Annotated in this window: 13 protein-coding genes and 1 pseudogene; 3 read left to right on the forward strand and 11 right to left on the reverse strand. The window is 64.3% G+C overall.

Features of this window, described 5'->3' with window-relative positions; translation table 11 throughout:
- Positions 1–192 precede the first annotated feature (192 nt).
- Complete coding sequence (locus tag ACXJ7R_RS11440) at positions 193–1,548, reverse strand: ABC transporter substrate-binding protein (RefSeq protein ID WP_457151928.1); 1,356 nt, start codon at positions 1,546–1,548, stop codon at positions 193–195.
- 362 nt (positions 1,549–1,910) lie between these two features.
- On the opposite strand from ACXJ7R_RS11440, the pseudogene ACXJ7R_RS11445 reads away from it, so the two are divergent.
- Positions 1,911–2,932, forward strand: a pseudogene (locus ACXJ7R_RS11445) (substrate-binding domain-containing protein).
- 36 nt (positions 2,933–2,968) lie between these two features.
- On the opposite strand, the gene ACXJ7R_RS11450 reads toward ACXJ7R_RS11445, so the two are convergent.
- Complete coding sequence (locus ACXJ7R_RS11450) at positions 2,969–3,877, reverse strand: LysR family transcriptional regulator (protein ID WP_457151929.1); 909 nt, start codon at positions 3,875–3,877, stop codon at positions 2,969–2,971.
- Between the two features lie 78 nt (positions 3,878–3,955).
- On the opposite strand from ACXJ7R_RS11450, the gene ACXJ7R_RS11455 reads away from it, so the two are divergent.
- Both ACXJ7R_RS11455 and ACXJ7R_RS11460 read left to right on the forward strand, forming a co-directional pair.
- On the forward strand, positions 3,956–4,774 hold the full coding sequence (locus ACXJ7R_RS11455; protein WP_457151930.1) for a class I SAM-dependent methyltransferase: 819 nt from the start codon (positions 3,956–3,958) through the stop codon (positions 4,772–4,774).
- Between the two features lie 21 nt (positions 4,775–4,795).
- On the forward strand, positions 4,796–5,326 hold the full coding sequence (locus ACXJ7R_RS11460) for a hypothetical protein (protein WP_457151931.1): 531 nt from the start codon (positions 4,796–4,798) through the stop codon (positions 5,324–5,326).
- Here the strand turns inward: ACXJ7R_RS11460 and ACXJ7R_RS11465 are convergent.
- The 9 genes from ACXJ7R_RS11465 to ACXJ7R_RS11505 form a co-directional block, all read right to left on the reverse strand.
- Positions 5,298–6,740, reverse strand: a complete 1,443-nt coding sequence (locus ACXJ7R_RS11465) for a S8 family serine peptidase (protein ID WP_457151932.1) — start codon at positions 6,738–6,740, stop codon at positions 5,298–5,300. The genes ACXJ7R_RS11460 and ACXJ7R_RS11465 overlap by 29 nt on opposite strands.
- On the reverse strand, positions 6,730–7,398 hold the full coding sequence (locus ACXJ7R_RS11470; RefSeq protein ID WP_457151933.1) for an anti-sigma factor: 669 nt from the start codon (positions 7,396–7,398) through the stop codon (positions 6,730–6,732). The genes ACXJ7R_RS11465 and ACXJ7R_RS11470 overlap by 11 nt, the downstream gene beginning before the upstream one ends.
- The gene (locus tag ACXJ7R_RS11475; RefSeq protein ID WP_457151934.1) at positions 7,395–7,961 is read right to left on the reverse strand and encodes a sigma-70 family RNA polymerase sigma factor; all 567 of its coding nucleotides are present in this window, start codon (positions 7,959–7,961) and stop codon (positions 7,395–7,397) included. Before ACXJ7R_RS11475 ends, ACXJ7R_RS11470 begins: the two co-directional genes overlap by 4 nt.
- Before the next feature lie 222 nt (positions 7,962–8,183).
- Positions 8,184–9,023 carry an alkaline phosphatase family protein gene (locus tag ACXJ7R_RS11480; protein WP_457151935.1) on the reverse strand — a complete coding sequence of 280 codons (840 nt, stop codon included), beginning with the start codon at positions 9,021–9,023 and terminating at the stop codon, positions 8,184–8,186.
- Positions 9,024–9,109: 86 nt separating this feature from the next.
- Entirely contained in the window at positions 9,110–10,699 is a 1,590-nt protein-coding gene (locus ACXJ7R_RS11485; protein WP_457151936.1) for an ABC transporter substrate-binding protein, read from the reverse strand.
- Between the two features lie 176 nt (positions 10,700–10,875).
- Positions 10,876–12,531: an ABC transporter ATP-binding protein gene (locus tag ACXJ7R_RS11490; RefSeq protein ID WP_095083048.1), complete on the reverse strand. Its 1,656-nt coding sequence runs from the start codon at positions 12,529–12,531 to the stop codon at positions 10,876–10,878.
- Positions 12,531–13,355, reverse strand: a complete 825-nt coding sequence (locus ACXJ7R_RS11495) for an ABC transporter permease (protein ID WP_457151937.1) — start codon at positions 13,353–13,355, stop codon at positions 12,531–12,533. The genes ACXJ7R_RS11490 and ACXJ7R_RS11495 overlap by 1 nt, the downstream gene beginning before the upstream one ends.
- 9 nt (positions 13,356–13,364) lie before the next feature.
- Positions 13,365–14,324 (reverse strand): ABC transporter permease, encoded by a 960-nt coding sequence (locus ACXJ7R_RS11500; RefSeq protein ID WP_457151938.1) that lies wholly within the window; start codon positions 14,322–14,324, stop codon positions 13,365–13,367.
- Between the two features lie 16 nt (positions 14,325–14,340).
- On the reverse strand, positions 14,341–14,973 hold a 633-nt coding region (locus ACXJ7R_RS11505; RefSeq protein WP_457151939.1), incomplete at its 5' end, for an ABC transporter substrate-binding protein.

Here is a 14,973-nt window from a genome sequence, read left to right on the forward strand (position 1 = left end):
TCAGTTGTTGGAGCGTCGTCGGCGGCGGAAACCTGCTCGCATGCCGATCGCGCTTTATGTCAATGCGCTCATGACGAAAGGCTGCGGCACGGGCCGCCGTCGGATCCGGGCCGGCAGGGTCCGGATCCAGTGCGAGAATGGCAGGCTCGGCCGTTTGATCGCCGAGCCGGACGGGCCCCTGCTTGCCGACCGCTACTTGATCGCGTCCCAGCTCTTCTGGATGTCGGTGGCGACATCCTGCGCGGACTTGCCGCCGACCAGGTCGATCATGCCGGTCCAGAAGGCGCCGGCGCCGATCTTGCCCGGCATCAGGTCGGAACCGTCGAAGCGGAAGGTCGAGGCATTGGCGAGGATTTCGCCCTGCTTCCTCAGCGCGTCGCTGGCATAGGCAGCCTTGTTGACACCCTTGAACGGCGTCACGAAACCGCCCTCGGCCATCCAGATCTCGTGAGCTAGCGGCATCTTCAGGAATTCGATGAACGCGCGGGCGCTCTTGCTATCTTTCGTTATCATCGCCAGCGTACCGGCGCCGAGCACCGGCGTGCCCAGTTCAGGCTTGGAGGCATAGGGCGGGAAGTAGAAGAAGTCCGCGTCCTGGCCGACCTTGGTGCCTTCCGGGAAGAAGGTCGGAATGAACGACGCCTGATGGTGCAGGTAGCACTTGGGCGGCACTGAGAAGAGGCCCTTCGGGCTATCGCGGAAATCGGTCGCCGCAACCGCCTTGGCGCCGCCGTCGACCATCTTGTCGTCGGTCGCGATCTTACCGAAGATGTCGATGGCGTTCACCACGGCGGGATCGTTGAACGGGATCTCGTTCTTCACCCATTTGTCGTAGACGTCAGGCGTCTGGGTCCGCAGCATCAGGTCTTCGACCCAGTCGGTCGCCGGCCAGCCGGTGGCGCCGCCGGAGCCGAGGCCGATGCACCACGGCTTGYCGCCATCGGCGATGATCTTCTTTTCGAGATCGGCGAGTTCTTCCTGCGTCTTCGGTACCTTGTAGCCGGCTTCCTCGAAATTATCCGGCGAGTACCAGACCAGCGACTTCACGTCGGCCTTGTAGGGGAAGGCGAAAAAGCCCGGCTTGCCGTCCTTGTCCTTGAAGGTGCCGAGGTCGACCCACGACTGGCCGGCGCCGTAATTGTCCTTGACCCATTTGGCGGTGTCGTCGCCCAGTGGCGTCAGCAGGCCCTTCGATGCCAGGTCCTGGATCAGGCCCGGCTGCGGCAGCACGGCGATGTTGGGCGGACTGCCGGCCTGCGTGTCGATGACGATCTGCTGTTCATAGTTCTCCGAGGAGGAGTATTTGATCTCGACGCCGGTGGCTTCCGAGAAATAGTCGAGAACGCCGCGCACCAGGCCTTCGTCCTCACCGCGCCACGGTCCGAAGATCGACAGCGTCTCACCCTTGAGATCGACTTTCTTGAGCTCTTCGTAATTCGCCCAGTTGAAGCGGGGATCCTCGCCCGGCTTGAACTTCAGTTCGGCATGCGCGGGCGCGTTCAGGGCGAGCGTGGCAAACGCAGCACCCAGCAAAAGCATTTTCTTCATCGGTATTCCTCCCAGTGGGCCACAAACACCGGACGGAACCTCCATTCCGCCCGCCGACGCCGCAGGACTGTGACTCAGTCGGAAAGGAACCGCAACCTTTCGAAGAGTCTTCCAAAGCGCTTTGGCTTTTTCGATCTCGCCATTGAATCGCTCGGAAGTCAAGAGGGTGACCGGCTAATCGATTTAATTTTGAGCTGGCGACGTGTAAAAAGTGCGCTGCAGCATGTATTTATGGCGGTGCAGCAGCAATTTTTGTTTCAAACTCGCCCAAAGCGCGCCTATGCTTGTCATCAAATTGCAGCGTCCCGCGTGGCGCTCGGATCCAATCGAATTAAAAGCGCTTTGAGGCGCGGAGGCCTCCTGTGAACCTCAAGCAGCTCGCCCATATGCTGGCGCTTTCGCAGACCACGGTAGCCGTGCCTTGAACGGCTATCCCGAGGTCAACGAGGAGACGCGCCGGCGTGTGATGGATGCCGCCAAGCGCCACGGCTATCGCCCCAACCCCAGCGCGCGCCGGCTGGCGACGGGCAAGACCGGAATGATCGGCTATGTCCTGCCGACCGGTGCGTCCGTCGATATCGATCCGCATTTCGTCGAGTTCCTATCCGGCCTCGGCGACTATGCCCGCTCGCATGAATTGGACCTGGTGCTGTCGCCGGCCGACGCCGACGACCAAGAAACGACCTACCGGCGCATCGTCGCCAACCGGCAGGTCGACGCCGTCTATATCTCCTCGCCGAGGCCCGCCGACCGCCGCGTGGGGCTGGTCAACACGCTCGGCATTCCCTTCATCGTGCATGGCCGCAGCGAAGGCTTCGATTTCGACTATCCGTTCACCGACATCGACAATGAGGGCGCCTTTCACGAGGCGTCGCGGCTGCTGATCCAGCTCGGCCACCGGCGGCTGGCGCTGATCAACGGCGACGACCGCGAGACCTTTGCCATCCATCGCGAGCGCGGCGTGCGCCGAGCGCTGGCGGCGAGCGGGCTGGCATTGGGCGAACGCCATGTCTGCTCGGTGGTCATGACCGAGGAGAACGGCTATCGCGCCACCAGGCGCTTGCTGGAGGCGGGCGATGCGCCGACAGCAATCGTCTGCTCCAGCCTGATCATGGCGCTGGGCGTGGTGCGCGCGGTGCGCGATCTCGGCCTGACCATCCCAGGCGACGTATCGCTGATCGCCCATGACGACGTCTTTCCCTGGCTGAGGCCGGAGAATTTCTCCGTGCCGCTGTCGACGACGCGCTCGTCGATCCGTCTCGCCGGTGCGCGCGTCGCCGAGCGGCTGGCAGCGCGGATCTCCGGGCTGGAAGAGGGCGCCCGCGGCGAGGTCTGGCCGGTCGACCTGGTGGTCCGAGGCTCGGTCGCCGGTGCGCCGGCCTAGGGACCGGACAACTCCCAACGACGGTTCGCCGGCGTCTCAGGCTGGGGATTTGAGGTGGTCGATGAAGGCGCGCAGCTTCGGCAAGACCTGGCGCTTGCCGGGATGATAGAGGAAGACGCCCGGCGTCGAACCTGCAACGCCGTCCAGAACCGACGTGAGTTTTCCTTCGGCGATCGGACCTTCGGCAACGGGTCGAGGCGTCTGCGCCAGCCCGACGCCCTGCATGGCGGCACCAAGCAGCGTCGGATAGTCGTGTGCGATCAACGGGCCTGAGACCATCGCCTCGATCGCCTCGTTGCCGTCGACGAAGGACCAGGGCGCGATCGCGCCGTTCGAACGGCGCAAGCGCAAGCAGGCGTGGTGGCGCAAGTCGTCGACACGCTCGGGGCGGCCGTGGCGCTCGAGATAGTCAGGGCTGCCGACGACCACGAACGCGAACGGCGGCGTGAGCCGCACCGCCACCATGTCAGCCGCGATGAACTGGCCAAGGCGGATACCGGCATCGAACCCGCCGGTCGCGAGATCGACCATCTCGTCGCTCGCGGCGATCTCCAGCTCGATCTCGGGATAGGCTCGGCAGAACGATGCGATCATCGGCTCCAGGATCAATGGCACGACGGCGCGGGGCACGGACAGGCGCAGCAGCCCGGTCGGCCGCTGGCTGGCGTCGCGCACCGCCTCGCCGGCAGCGACGAGTTCCTCGAAGGCAGGGCCGGCACGGTCGAGGAACCGTTGGCCAGGCTCGGTCAAGCCGACGCTGCGCGTCGTGCGGACGAACAGCGCCGTGCCCATACGCGCTTCCAGCGCGCGCACCGCCTGGCTCACGGCGGACGGCGTCACGCCGAGATCCGCGGCGGCACGGCGGAAGTTGCGGTGCCTGGCGACAGCCAGGAACGCCTCGACGCCCTCCAGCGCACCGTGTCGGACTGTGTAGTTCTGCTTCATGGGTTGTTGTGATTACAGCGGATAGTCGAATTATGGAAGCGGGCTTAGGTAGGAGGTGAAGCCTGGAGACATCTTGCAATGACCGATGAACTTGATGGAGTGCGCGACCACTATCGCGCGACCGGCCTGACTGAGCGGCTGAAGACGGTACTGGCTGCCCTTGGCCCGGATGATCAACTTCTCACGCCCCAGCAATTGGGCGCCCTTGACCAATTTCATACCCGTGGGCTTGCCGCCACCGCCGAGCTTGCCCAATTGGCGGGGATCGCCGCCGGCATGTCAGTGCTGGACGTCGGTTCGGGCATCGGCGGGCCGGCGCGCTTCCTGGCCGCGACCTATGGTTGCCGGGTCACTGGCGTGGATATCAGCGAGCCTTTCGTGGATGCCGCGCGTTATCTGACCGACCGCACGGGACAGAGCGGGCAGCTGTCGTTCCAGACCGCCAGTGCACGGGAGCTCCCATTCGATGATGGCCGTTTCGACATCGTGCTGCTGCAGCATGTGGCGATGAACATCTCCGACCGGGCGCAGCTCTATCGCGGGATTAGGCGCGTGCTGAAGCCAGGCGGCAGGTTTGCCACCTTCGACGTCGTGTCGGGCGTCGGCGAGCCACGCTATCCGCTCCCCTGGGCGCGAACGCCGGCGACGAGCTTTCTCCTGACAATCAGTGCGACGCGCGAAGCGATCGAACCAGCCGGCTTCCGCATATTGGCATGGCAAGACGACACCGAGGTCGCCAAGGCCTGGTTCGCACAGCTCCGCGTTTCGGGACCGCCGCCTTCGCCAAATCTCGGCGTGGTGATGGGGCAGGACTTCGCGGAGCTTGCGGCCAACCTGGGACGAAATCTCATGGAAGGGCGGCTCGGCGTCCTGACCGCGGTGTTCGAGGTTGTGTGAACCAACCGTTGAGGAGGTCAAATGTCTACAGAAGTCCTGTTCCAAACCCATCTCGTTCTGGGCTATGTCGCGTGGCTGCTTTGCCTCCGTGCCTACGGTCTGCCGTGGCTGAGATCGATGGACAGGGTCGCGGCGCAACGCGCTATTGCTACCTTGCACAGCTTCCGCTTCTTCGGGCTCGTCTTCCTCGTCCCGGGCGTCGTCAGCCCCGATCTGCCGGCCAGCTTCGCCGTGTTCGCCGCCTATGGCGACTTCGCAACCGGGGTGCTGGCCATGCTGTCGCTGCTCACGGTGAGGATACCTCAGCTGTTCTGGGCGTTCGTCGTCGCCTTCAATCTCGTCGGGATAGTTGACCTCATCATCGACTATTACCATGCCGTCCAGATCGACCTTCCCGCTCGCGCGGGGGAATTGGGCGCCACCTACGCGATCCCGGTCATCTATGTTCCGCTGCTGATGATCACGCACATCGCCGCATTCTATTTTCTGGCGCGTCCCAAACCGCGACTTGAGCCGTCGCGGACTACTCCTTCGCCGCCTCGGCGGCCTTGATGTCGAGCAGGCCGTAGCCGAAATCATTGTCGCGCCCCTTGGGGCCGAGATCCCTGGCCGTTGCCGCCAGCGCCTTCTCGATGCCGTCGGCCGAGCGGTCGGGCGCGGCATGGATGAGATTGGCAATGGCGCCGGTCACGATCGCTGCCGCGAACGAGGTGCCGGTGACCACGTCCGAGCCGGCGCCGCTCGGCGCCACCATCTCGACGCCAGGCGCCGAGATGAAGACATAGGCTCCGCGATTGGCCTGCGGCATCAGCCCATCCTTGGCGTCGGTGGCGGTCACCGCGATGACGCCGTCGAATGCCGCCGGGTAGCCATAGGGCGCCTTCGGCCCGTTGTTGCCGGCGGCGGCGACCAGCACGATGCCGAGCGCCCGCGCATTGCGGCAGGCGACTCCGAGCAGGTCGTTCTTCGGTCCGACGAAGCTCATGTTGATGATGCGTACGTCCTGGCTCGCCGCCCAGTCGAGGGCCGACAGGATGACGTCCATGGTCGACTTGCCGCCCTCGAAGGCGCGGGCGTGATAGATCCTGGCGCCGGGCGCCATGCCCTCCAGCGCGCCGACGCCAGCGATCAGACCGTCGACCGAAGTGCCGTGATCGCGCTTTTCGATCGGCACGTCGGGCATGGCGTCGAACTGCCCGGCGATTACGCCTGAGAGCGCCGGATTGCTGTCGTCGATACCGGTGTCGATCACCGCGATGCGGACGTTTTCGCCGCTGGCCTGTTTGGAATCGAGCGCGATGCGCTCGAAGGCATAATTGACGATGTTGGCGGCCTGCTGCAGCGAATAGACATGGTTGGGTTCGCGTCGCTGGGTGCGGCCGTCGGCGGCCAATTGCGCCAGCACGACGCCGACGGGGCGGCCGTCGGGAATGCCGAACCGCACCAGCGTGGTGCCAAGCAGCAGCGACTGGCGCTGCGAGCGCACCTGGAGGCCGTAGGACGCGGCGATCTGCTGCACCGCGCCGGCATCGCCGTCGACTGTCACCAGCACCTCGTCCGGCACGAAATCGCCGGCCACCGCGCGCGGCGGCAGAACGGCGATGAGATCGGTCGGCGAGACGATCGGGCCGCCAGGCGGCGGGCCGGCCTGGCTGTCGGCAGGCGGCGTCGCCGGATCCGACCGTGGTGTCGGCGGCAGTGCCGGGGGGGCAACCGGATTGGGGAACAGGTCGACGATCAGGGCTGGCAGGAAAACAGCGCCGGGCTGCGCCGCGCCCGATCCGTTCTTTGTGTCGCTGCCATCCTTGGCGCAGTCGGCGCTTGCCGCATTGCTCGCGTCGCTGCAGTCGATTTTCGTCGGATCGGGGTTGGTGGCGTTGGTCTGCGCCGACGCAGGCACGGCGGCGATTGTCATCGCCGCCGCCAGGATTGCCGCAAATCGAATGACCGCCGCCTCAGCCGCCATCAACCGGTTTCCTTCCCTCGATCACAGTCTCGGTGAAAGGCTGGGCGGCAATAAGGCCGAGCTGCTTGGTGTAGTCGGCGGCGTTGGCGGCGGGAATACCAAGCCGGAACACGCCATCGGCGGTCGGTCCGCCGATGATCTTCAGCCCGTTATTGCCCAGAAAGCCCGAAATATCGGACATCCTTGCATCCGGCTTGAACTTGACCAGGGCGAACGGCATTTTCGCCAGATCGCCTTCCGCCCCGGCAATCTCGAAATCCTTACCCTTGCCGCCGGGCTGAACAAACGACTGCACGATGATCAGCGCCAGCAGAACCGCGGCCGCCGCCCAGGCGACACCGACCGGCACCGCCATGAAGCGGCCCCATGCCTGCGCCAGCCAGGACGCGCCCGCGGACGCGCGTGCAGGTCCGGCCTCGGCGTCGAGCGCTTTGGCGAAGCGGCTCAGCGCATCGGCCGGCGGGCGGATCGCTTCGTTGGCGGCGGTGGTGCCGGAGAATTCGGCTTCGGCCTCGCCAAGGGCGGCCAGCGCCGCGGGATCGCTGGCCAGCCATTCCTCGACGGCTTCCAGGTCCGAGCCTTCCAGCGAGCCGTTCAGATAGAACGGCAGCAGCGTTTCCATTTCGTCGCGGCGCGACATCTTTTCAGCGGCGCTCATGGCCACCCCCTGTCGTAACCGGCGGCCTTCAGGGCCTCGCCGAGTTTCTTGCGGGCGTAGAACATTCGGGTCTTGACGGTCGCGACCGGAATGCCGAGCACCTCGCCGATCTCGCCCACCGACTGCCCATGATAATAGGCAAGATCGATCACCGTGCGGTGCTCTTCCGGCAACGCGTCGACGAAGCGTCGCAGGGCGGCAGCCTTGTCTTCCTTCATGGTGACGACTTCCGGCGTGTCGGCGCTGTCGGGCACCGCGGCGGCAGCCTCGTCGTCGATCCAGTCTTCCTTTTTCTTGCGCAGCGAAGACAGCGCCTTGAACCGGGCGATGCCGAGCAGCCATGTCGAGACTTCGGAGCGCCCCTCGAAGGCTGGCGCCTGCCGCCACAGTTCGAGGAACACCTCGTTCGCGATGTCGTCTGCCATCATTTCCGATCCCGTCTGGCGCGCCACGAAGCGGTAGACCCGCGCGTGGTGACGCATGAACAGGAGCCGCACGGCGGCACGGTCGCCCTTCGCGACCCGGTCGACAAGAGCGCGATCGGTCTCCGTCGCTGCCGTCATGGCCGGTCGAGCCGCCTGGCTCCTGTCTGCTCTGTCGCTGATCGGTCCAAAAAGGTTCATCCTCCGCCAAGGAATTCGCGGAGGCTAACCGAAGAGTCGGGCGGTTGCCAGACCATCCCTTCTCCACGTTCCTGTACCGGAGAAGGTGTCGGCAGGCGGATGAGGGGCGGCGTCGGCGTTCGCTATTTATTTTCAATGTTGGCGTGCGTCGCCGGCACCCCTTCAGTCCAGGAAAGACTTGGCCTTCATTGTCGCCGGCACCGGCACCCCGAGGCGGCTCAAGATGGTCGGCGCCAGTTGCAGCTGGTCGAGCAGCGTCTCGGCCTGCGGACCCTTGCCGGGCCCGAAATAATACAGCGCGAAATCCTGCATCTCGTCGTCATGGCCGCCATGGTGGCCGCGATCGGTCTGGCCGTGGTCGGCGGTGACCATGACCTCGTAGCCAGCCTCGATCCAGCGCGGCAGGAAGGCGGCCAGCATGCCGTCCATCGCATAGACGGCATGATCCATCTCGTGACAGTCATGGCCGAAGCGGTGGCCCATCGAGTCCAGCGTACAGGTGTGCAGGATGCCGTAATCGATGCCGTGGCGCCTGGTCAGCATGGTCAGCGTCGCGAACAAATCGACGTCGCTCGGCGTCATCTGGTTGCGAAGATTGTAGCCGGTCATGGTGTGGAACCGCCCATGCGTGATCGGTCCACCCGGCTCGTCGAATTCCATGTCCTCGACCAGGTCGAAGGGATGGGCGCGGAAGAATTCCGACCAATAGGAATGGGTCACCGCACCCGTCTTGCCACCAGCCTTGCTGACTTCGGAGAAGATGTCGGGTTGTTCGACGCGGAACCGGTTCTCGTTGGACAGGATGCCATGCACCTGCGGCGAAACCCCGGTGTGGATCGAGGCGTAGCAGCAGGCGGAGGTCGACGGCAGCACCGAGCGCATCTTCCAGACGCTTGCCTCGCCCGATTGCACCCAGCCCTCGAGATTGCCCATCAGCCGGCGCCAGTTCCTGTAGGGGACGCCATCGAGGATGATCAGCAAAAGTTTTGTCTTGAGCGCCACGGGCGGCTCCCTGCGATTGACCAGTTGAAATCAGAACGCCGTGCACCGCTGGGCACACGGCGTTCCGTTTATGAACCAAGGATAGGCTAGGCGGTCAGCCAGCACGCGCCAAGGGCATAACCGTCCATCATCTCGCCGTTCGGGTTCTTGACGTAGCCGGCGATCTTGTTGGTGGCGGCAGCRTCGATGAACTGGTTGAAGAACGGCACGATCAGCCCGCCTTCGTCGCGCATCAGCACCGCCATGTCGTGGTAGATCGCCTTGCGCTTGGCCTGGTCGAGTTCGGCGCGGGCGGTGAACAGCATCTTGTCAAATTCCGGCCGCTTGAAACGCGTGTCGTTCCAGTCGGCGGTCGAGACATAACCGGTGGAATACATCTGGTCCTGCGTCGGCCGCCCACCCCAATAGGAGAGCGAGAAGGGCTGCTTGTTCCAGACCTCCGACCAGTAGCCGTCGCCGGGCTCTCGCTTGATCTCGATCTTGATGCCGGCCTTGGCGCAGGACTGCTGGTAGAGCTGGGCCGCATCGACGGCGCCTGGGAAGGCGACGTCGGAGGTGCGCAGCAGGATCGAGCCGCTGTGGCCGGACTTCTTGTAGGCTGCCGCAGCCTTTTCCGGGTCGAACTTACGCTGTTCGATATCGCTCGAAAACAGCGGATAGGCTTCGTTGATCGGGAAGTCGTTACCGACCGAGCCATAGCCGCGCAGGATCTTCTCCAGCAATTCATCGCGGTCCATGGCCAGCTTCAGCGCCATCCTCAGGTCGCTGTTGTCGAAGGGCGCGGTGTCGCAGAACATGTTGAACGGATAGTAGCCTCGGCCCGACACGTTCTCGATGGTGACGCCGGGGATGCGCTTGACCAGATCGACCACTTTCGGCTCGACGCGGTTGATCAGCTGCACCTGTCCACCTTGCAAGGCAGCCAGCCGCGCGGTCGCGTCGTTGATGACGACGATCTCGATCTGGTCGGCATGGCCCAGCTTGTCGCCCTGCCAGTAATTGGCGAAGCGCTCGCCGCCATGGCGCACGCCGGGCTGGTTGACGGTGACCTTGTAAGGCCCGGCGCTGATGCCGGCGTTGGGATTGTCCTTGCCGCCATTCGGCTGGATGACAAGGTGGTAGTCGGCCATCAGATAGGGGAAGTCGGCATCGGCGTCGCCGAGCGTGACGATCACTTCCTTGCCGCTCGGCTTGATGGCTTTGATGTTCTTCAGCACGCCGAGCGCGCCCGATTTCGATTTTTCGTCGGCGTGGCGCTCAAGCGTGGCCGCGACATCCTCGGCGGTTACGGTTTTGCCGTTGTGGAATTCGATGCCGTCGCGCACCTTGATGGTCCAGGTCTTGGCGTCATCGGAAGCACCGATCTCCTCGGCGATCAGGTTCTGGACGCCGCCTTCGGGTGTCAGGCGCACGAGGAATTCGCCCCACTGCTTGCCGAAATTGTAGGTGACCTGGCTGAGGTTCAGCGCCGGGTCGAGGCTGTTGGTCGATTCGCCGCCTTGCAGTCCGGCCTTGATGATGCCGCCCTTGACCGGCGTCTGGGCGAAGGCCTTGCCGGCCAACGTCGTGGCCAGTGCCGCCGAGACGCCAAGTGCCGCGGTACGGCCGAGGAAGTCGCGACGCGATATCCGGCCCTGTCCGGCGAGTTCAGCGAGATGGTCGAGTTCAGTGTTCATGTCCTACCCCCTTTTCTAAAACAACGTCACACGGGCGGCGCCCGTCCAAAGGGACGTGTGGCAATCTAGTGTTGCATGCGGATGACGGCAGGCGTGCCTGGACCAGCGGGTCGGGTCTATCCCTGCTCTGACGCAGTTCCGGACGGGAAACGGCGCACACTTTTCCCGGAATTGCCCTAGTTTCCCGCGCTCGCCATGCGCCGTCCCTTGATCGCCTTTTCCAGCCAGCCGATCTCCATCTCTGGCACCGACGACAGGAGAAGGTCGGTATAGTCGTCGAAGGGCGGGCTCAACACCTTGCTCTTCGGGCCATAGCGCACCACTTCGCCGCGATACATCACCGCGATCGAATCGGCGATCGACTTCACCGTGGCGAGGTCATGGGTGATGAACAGATAGGCGACGTTCTCCTCCTTCTGCAGCTCGAGCAGCAGCTTCAGGATGCCATGCGCAACCAGCGGGTCGAGCGCCGATGTCACCTCGTCGCAGATGATCAGCTTCGGCTTGGCGGCGAGCGAACGGGCGATGCAGACGCGCTGCTTCTGGCCGCCGGAAAGCTCGGCCGGGTAGCGATCGGAAAAGCCCTTGCCCATCTCGATCTTGTCGAGCAGTTCGGCGACGCGTTTGTCGCGCTCGCGGCCGCGTATGCCGAAATAGAATTCCAGCGGCCGGCCGATAATGGTGCCGACGGTCTGGCGCGGGTTCATCGCCACGTCGGCCATCTGGTAGATCATCTGCAACTGACGCAGATCCTCCTTCGGCCGGTCGGCCAGCCGGTTTGCCAGCGGGCGCCCATCGAAGGTGACGGTTCCTTCTTCCGGCGGCAAAAGCCCGGTGATGGCGCGCGCCAGCGTCGACTTGCCGGAGCCGGATTCGCCGACCACGGCCAGCGTCTGGCCCGGATAGATGTCGACCGAGACGTTCTTCAGCACCTTGATATGGCTGCGGCCATAGGCGGCGGTGACGTTCTTCACCGACAGGAACGGCGTCGTGCCGGGCTTCTGCTCGGCGTGCTCGATCTCATGCACCGACACCAGCGCGTTGGTGTACTCCTGGCGAGGCTCCTTGATGATCTGGCGCGTGCCACCCCATTCGACCAGCCGGCCATGGCGCAGCACCATGATCTCGTCCGAGACCTGAGCGACGACGGCAAGGTCGTGGGTGATGTAGAGCGCCGCCACATGCGTGTCGCGGATGGCGTCCTTGATCGCAGCCAGCACGTCGATCTGCGTCGTCACGTCGAGCGCCGTGGTCGGTTCGTCGAAGACGATCAGGTCCGGCTCGGAGCAGAGCGCCATCGCCGTCATCACGCGCTGCAGCTGGCCGCCCGAGACCTGGTGCGGAAAGCGCTCGCCGATGGTTTCGGGGTTGGGCAGGCTGAGCTTCTTGAACAGCGCAACGGCGCGCTTCTCCGCCTCGGCGCGTGTCGCCGTACCGTGCAGCAGGGTGGCTTCCACCACCTGGTCCATCAGCTTGTGCGCCGGGTTGAAGGCGGCGGCCGCCGATTGCGCGACGTAGCAGACCTCACGGCCGCGAAGCTTGCGGAAGCCGTCCTTGCCGCCCTTGAGGATGTCGCGGCCGTTGAGGATCACCTCGCCGCCGGTGATGCGCACGCCACCGCGGCCATAGCCCATGGACGAGAGGCCGATGGTCGACTTGCCGGCGCCGGATTCGCCGATCAGGCCAAGCACCTTGCCCTTTTGCAGAGTCAGCGAGACGTCGTGCACCAGCACGATGTTCTTCGGCGGCTCGCCTGGCGGGAAGACAGTGGCTTCGATGCGCAGATTGCGGATGTCGAGCAGGAGGCCAGAGTTCGCTTTGCTGTCAGCCATCACCCGCGTCCTCCCTTCAGGCTGGTCGTCCGGTTGAGCACCCAGTCCGCAACCAGGTTGACGGAAATCGCCAGCATGGCGATTGCCGCCGCCGGGATGAGCGCGGCTGCGATGCCGAAGACGATGCCGTCCTTGTTTTCCTTGACCATGCCGCCCCAGTCCGCATCCGGCGGCTGGACGCCAAGGCCGAGGAACGACAGCGTCGACAGGAACAGCACGGCATAGATGAAACGCAGGCCGAGTTCCGAAACCAGCGGCGACAGCGCGTTGGGCAGGATCTCGCGGAAAATGATCCAGGCGCTGCCTTCGCCGCGCAGCTTCGCCGCCTCGACGTAGTCCATGACGTTGATGTCGACGGCGACGGCCCGTGACAGGCGATAGACGCGGGTCGAGTCCAGAACGCCCATCACCAGGATCAGCGTCACCAGGTTGGTCGGCAGCACGGAGAGCACGACGAGGGCCATGATCAGCGTCGGGATCGACATCAGGAGATCGACGAGGCGCGACAAAAGCGTGTCGAACCAGCCGCCGAACACCGCCGCCGAGAAACCGAGGATGGCGCCGAGCGAGAACGACAGGGCGGTGGCAAGCACGGCGATGAACAGCGTGATGCGAGCGCCGTAGATCATGCGCGACAGGAGATCACGACCGAGATTGTCGGTGCCGAGCCAATGCGTTGCCGACATCGGTTCCCAGACGTCGCCGACGATCTCGCCATTGCCGTGCGGCGCGATCCAGGGTGCGAAGAGCGCCGCCAGCACGAACAGTGACGTCAGCACGATGCCGATCAGCGCGGSGATGGGGATGCGTTTGATATCGAGCATATCCGCCCCCTATTTTGGATGTCTGAGGCGCGGATTGGCGACGATAGCCCCTATGTCCGCAATGATGTTCAGGCTGATGTAGACGGCGGCGAAGATCAGGCCGACCGCTTGCACCACCGGCACATCGCGCTTGGTGACGTGGTCGACGAGATACTGCCCCATGCCCGGGTAGACGAAGATCACCTCGACCACGACGAYGCCGACGATGAGATAGGCGAGGTTGAGCATCACGACGTTGATGATAGGCGCGATCGCGTTGGGGAAGGCGTGCCTGCGGATGACGTTGAATGCCGACAGGCCTTTCAGTTCGGCCGTCTCGACATAGGCCGACTGCATGACGTTGAGGATCGCCGCGCGCGTCATGCGCATCATGTGGGCCAGCACCACCAGCGTCAGCGCTGTCGCCGGCAAGGCGATCGCCTGCATGCGCTCGCCGAACGGCATGCCGTCATAGACGGTCGAAATGCCGGGGAAGATCTGCCATTTCACGGCAAAGAAATAGACCAGCACATAGCCGATGAAGAATTCGGGAAACGAGGTCGAGGCCAGCGCCAGTCCGGAGATCAGCTTGTCGACCCAGCCATTGCGGTAGCGCACCGCGATCAGCCCGAGGATAATCGCCAGCGGCACGGCGACGATCGCCGCCCAGAAGGCGAGAAACAGCGTGTTCCACAGCCGGTCCTTGATCGACGTCGCGATGTCCTGGCCGCTCGTCATGGCTGTGCCAAGATCGCCGGTGAGCACGCCGCCGAGCCAGCGGAAATACCTGATATAGGCCGGATCGTTGAGGCCGAGCTGCTCGCGCAAATTGGCGAGCGACTCCGGTGTTGCCGATTGCCCGAGAATGGCTTGCGCGACGTCGCCGGGCAGGATCTGGGTGCCGGCGAAGATCAGGACCGAAACGGCCAACAACAGGACGATGCCCAGCGCAACGCGCTGGGCAATTAGCTTCAGGATGGGTGAAGACATATCCGCAAAGCCGGGCTCAGGCCTGGAGCCAGCACTTCGCCAGGGCGTAGCCGTTCATCAATTCCTGATGCGGATCATCGACCCAGCCATCGACCTTGGCGCCGGTCGCATCGATGAACTGGTTGAACATCGGCAGGATCAGGCCGCCCTCGTCGCGCACCAGGACAGCCATGTCATGGTACATCTGCTTGCGCTTGGTCTCGTCGAGTTCGGCGCGCGCCGCCAGCACCATCTTGTCGAAGTCCGGACGCTTGAAACGCGTGTCGTTCCAGTCGGCGGTCGACAGATAGGCGGTCGAGTACATCTGGTCCTGCGTCGAGCGGCCGCCCCAGTAGGAGGCGCAGAAGGGCTGCTTGTTCCAGACCTCGTTCCAGTAGCCGTCGCCGGGCTCGCGCTTGAGCTCGATCTTGATGCCGGCCTTGGCCGCGCTCTGCTGGAACAGCTGCGAGGCATCGACAGCGCCCGGGAAGGCGACGTCCGAGGTCCTCAGCAGCACGGTGCCGTCGTGACCCGACTTCTTGTAGTGGAACTTGGCCTTGTCGGGATCGTACTTGCGCTGCTCGATCTCCGTGAACAGCGGATAGGACGAATTGATCGGGAAGTCGTTGCCGAGCGAGCCGTAGCCGCGCAGGATCTTGTCCAGCATTTC

The organism is Mesorhizobium sp. P5_C1 (genome assembly GCF_054049815.1).